General features: G+C 38.2%; 6 protein-coding genes. All 6 read right to left on the reverse strand.

The window, feature by feature from the left end:
* Positions 1–187 precede the first annotated feature (187 nt).
* Positions 188–754: a hypothetical protein gene (locus H5123_RS20185; RefSeq protein ID WP_182699076.1), complete on the reverse strand. Its 567-nt coding sequence runs from the start codon at positions 752–754 to the stop codon at positions 188–190.
* A 125-nt stretch (positions 755–879) separates the two neighbouring features.
* A complete protein-coding gene (locus tag H5123_RS20190; protein WP_182699077.1) occupies positions 880–1,419 on the reverse strand; it encodes a cysteine hydrolase family protein in 540 nt (179 codons plus the stop codon).
* A 137-nt stretch (positions 1,420–1,556) separates the two neighbouring features.
* Positions 1,557–2,078, reverse strand: a complete 522-nt coding sequence (locus H5123_RS20195; protein WP_182699078.1) for a hypothetical protein — start codon at positions 2,076–2,078, stop codon at positions 1,557–1,559.
* Between the two features lie 129 nt (positions 2,079–2,207).
* Positions 2,208–2,465 (reverse strand): hypothetical protein, encoded by a 258-nt coding sequence (locus H5123_RS20200; RefSeq protein WP_124018421.1) that lies wholly within the window; start codon positions 2,463–2,465, stop codon positions 2,208–2,210.
* 109 nt (positions 2,466–2,574) lie between these two features.
* Positions 2,575–2,985 (reverse strand): hypothetical protein, encoded by a 411-nt coding sequence (locus tag H5123_RS20205; RefSeq protein ID WP_182699079.1) that lies wholly within the window; start codon positions 2,983–2,985, stop codon positions 2,575–2,577.
* A gap of 67 nt (positions 2,986–3,052) precedes the next feature.
* Positions 3,053–3,658, reverse strand: a complete 606-nt coding sequence (locus H5123_RS20210) for a hypothetical protein (protein ID WP_182699080.1) — start codon at positions 3,656–3,658, stop codon at positions 3,053–3,055.
* Between the last annotated feature and the right edge of the window lie 199 nt (positions 3,659–3,857).

Below are 3,857 nucleotides of genomic sequence, written 5' to 3' on the forward strand. Positions count from 1 at the left end.
AAGCATAATGATTGAATAGCCCGCCATTCCTAAAAAGAATGCGGGAAGAATATAGAGAAAAAACCAATCTTCTTTTTTCGGCTCAATACTTTGATTCAACACTGTATCCTTGTGCAACTAACGCCAGCAGCTGCGGGCGCCTTGTAGTGACGAAGGAACGAAAAGGCGCTCCGACAGACTGCGTTTGTTATGTGCATTGGCTATTGATTACATTTATTAAATTATCATCACCAGCTTCGTGAAGCCAAATGCACCAGAATTTTATTTCTTGACCTGCCTGACTGTAAACTACCCACTCTCCAGTTTTGTTTTTCTTTGAAAGAGACGAAATCAATGATTTGTACATAACCTCGCTAGACAGAGGTTGACTTGCTAACTTTGTCTTTCTTGCATGATTTACCCAGTTTTCAGTAATGCATGACGACTGAGCAAAATGAGCATGGTTTACATCGAACCCGACTTTCTTAGATATATTTTTCAAGATACCTCTAGAAATACCAGCCTTACATACTTGCTCCATAACTTCATAAACAGATCTAATTGGTGATGCAAAAGTAAGGTCATTTATTACAAGGTAACCTTGATAAAGCATTCTTGATAACTGATGCCGCATATACTCGGATACAAAGTTTCCTTGGCAATGGTAATTGATGGCTTCGAGTATTTGATCTGAGTTTTCCTCATAAGACCATTTAGATTCACTTTCGATATTTCTAATAATTGGCACATCTAGTGATCTGATCAACTCATCCATATTTAGGGCTCGATGATTGTAGGCACATAACGCCCTTGTTAACTGGCGCGTAGGTTGGCTTTGTTTTTGCGCCTTTTCTTTTGCAAAAACAATGACAACCGTTATGCGTCCAGTTGAACGACTTGTTATACCAACTTTACCAGTTCACTAGTTTGAATTGCTGTAATTTTCACGCCAAAACTTGTAACCTCTGGCAATGTACAATTGTGGTGCATACGAATTGCTTCTCCTGATGCATGTTCTTTGTTATGCGTAGTATGCGCATCAGAAACCAATTCGATAGAATAGCCTAAGCTTGCAGCTCGTCTAACGGTCGTGTCTACACAAAACTCTGATGCATAACCAACTACGATTAAGTGCTCCACTTTGTTTCTTTTAAGAACACTTTCTAAGTTAGTTCTCAAAAATGAGTCAGGCGTAGTCTTACGCACAACAATATCACTTTCTTTAATAACCAAGTCGCCTTGTAACTGCCAACCTTTGCTTTCATATTCCATTATGCTTTCAGCTTGTTCATGCTGGATATATATAACTGGATAATCAGAATTTCTAGCCCAGTTAGTCACTGTATTAATTTTTTCTAATACATTGTTAACGTCAAAAGGTCGAGGTTCAGGATCGAACAACCCCCTTTGAACATCAATAACCAATACTGCAATTGTCATAAGACCCCTTTATGTGGTTGGTATAACGCCCGCTTAAGCGGAAAAATATAGCTGGCTAAAATGTTGAACGGAGTGAAAACAGCCAGCTGTATTGTTTCCGTTTGAAGCGCTTGTTATGTGTTCAACCACCATACCCATTAATGTTCGTCAATTCGAAGTTCTTCATTTTCTACAACAGCTCGTATAGATAAAGTACACAAATCACTTTGGTAAACACAAAGCCGTGTGAACCAAACAGGTTCATCTTCAGGTGAGTCTATTCGTTTTTTTAAATCTATAATACCGTATTCATACATTATAGGTTTTTGAAAAAAATTGACTTTAGAGCCACTCGAATAACTTAATTGGCGACAGATTAATGACATATACCGCTCTAGTTTTTCCTTTTTAAAAGAGCTAATGCCATACTTTTTATTACGATTAACTTTATCGTGAAATAAATCAAAATTAACTTTATGGGAAAAAAGGTTAAAGAATACTTTTTCATCTCTAGTTTCGCACGCTGAATTTACCTTATCGACAAAAGAAACCACAATAGAAGTATCTATGTACTCTACATTTTCGGTGGAATAAGCAATCCCATCAGTCTGACCGCTAGAGTCTTTACTGAAGGAACTAAATGAGGTGACTAGCAACATACATAATACGACAAACTTCATATATACATCCTTATATTAATGAACACATAACGCCTCTAATAAACGGCACAAACTTGTTGGCTATACTTGCGAGGTACGAGCCAAAGCCAGCGAGTTTGTGTCCGGTTGATTGGATTGTTATATGCCGATTTAATCACCCGAACTTGACACTCCGATACTGTCTTGTGAACCGCCGCCAAACGAACCACCACTTGGTTTATTGTTATCAGAATCATGACTACGATTAAACAACCATAAACCAATAGCACCAAAAAAAGGAATCAACCAAACAACTATTACCTGCGCAATTTTCTGGAAACGGTTCAAGTCACTACGTTTAAAAAGATAAATACTCACAGAAAAGTTTAGAGAAACAAGAGCTACAATACTAACGAATAGATAATCCATATTCTTAATAACTCCTTAGGCATATAACGCCCAACTAAGGGGCTGATAATTGTTGGCTAAAATGTGAAACGAAGTGGAACTGAGCCAACTGTTAGCAGTCCCGCTTTAGTTACTTGTTAGCTGTACTACCACCCAAATAATGTCTTTGTACGAACACCAAATGTAGCGTTACAAATAACGGAGCGATAATAAAAGGCAACAAATACAAGCTTGTACCACCAACAGAGTAACTTGCCACTGCCGAAGATAAAACACCTAACACTATATATATTTTGAGCCTTTTAGGTTTCGTATTTTCTTGCTCAGGGTGCAAAGTTAATACAAGTAAACTTATTGCTCCCCAGAATCCAAGCAAGCCTCCAGCAACTAAGAAAGCAAACAATATAGATGACGAATGCCCAGCAAATAAACCTATTAGAATTGCAGGACTAAAAATCACTCCTAAAGTGAGAATAAGCAAAGATGGCGCGAAGCCAATCATAAACTCTAAAATATATAGCGATCTCTTAAGTTTCGTCATGTACAGCTAACGCTTGGCTCTGGGGCTGCATGGAGCGCAGCGTAATGCAGTCCCAAGCAGCCATTTGTTACGTGCTGATTTTGCACAGATGTTTGATTGTTTTTTCATGTTCTTTACCCACCAAGCCAACATCTTGATGAAAGCGAAACCCTGATCTCTTAACTTTAGCCGCATCAAGCGCCTTTTGAGCTTCTGAACCATCATTATTGATCAATGCTTTAGAAGCATGCCACTTGTAATAGTCAAGAGGAAACGTAAGCCTATCAACATGCTCATTAAGCACATCGACGGCATTGGCGTACTCGTTTTCAATTTTTTGAGTTGCCACCAAATATGGATAATCAAGGTACACCCCAGTCTGGTAGTTTGGGAATTCTCTTTCCCTACCAAGCACTTCTTTGAAAGCAGAGATACACCCATCCAGATCGTTTAGCGTCTTACACGCGTTTGCTTTTGCCAATAACGCACGAATGTCATCAAATTGGTCTTTTCTTGATTCGAAGTATTCATTGACCAAGCGAAGTGATACTTCTGGATAAGTATCAGCCAAAGTGAGAGCTTGGATTACTAAATATTGATCTCGCTGCGTTCTCGTTCGCTTCAATTTCGAATAGAAATGCTCTTCGATAGAGGCGTTCCAATTTTCATTTCTGTACCAATCTTCAGATGACACTGTGAATCCTTAGCACGTAACAGCTTATTGATTAGCAGCAGGATAACCTCCTGCTTTCTTGTAAGTTTCTTCGTCAAAATATCACTTGTAAGTGTTTGTTGTAAATATATTATTTAACAAAAAATACAGGTTAAATATGACAATTTAGCAGATAAAAAAGATGCATAGGTGTTTACGAGGTCTGCATAGCACTTTTATA

Source organism: Shewanella sp. SR43-4 (assembly GCF_014163845.1).
In the GTDB taxonomy this organism is placed as follows: domain Bacteria; phylum Pseudomonadota; class Gammaproteobacteria; order Enterobacterales; family Shewanellaceae; genus Shewanella; species Shewanella vesiculosa.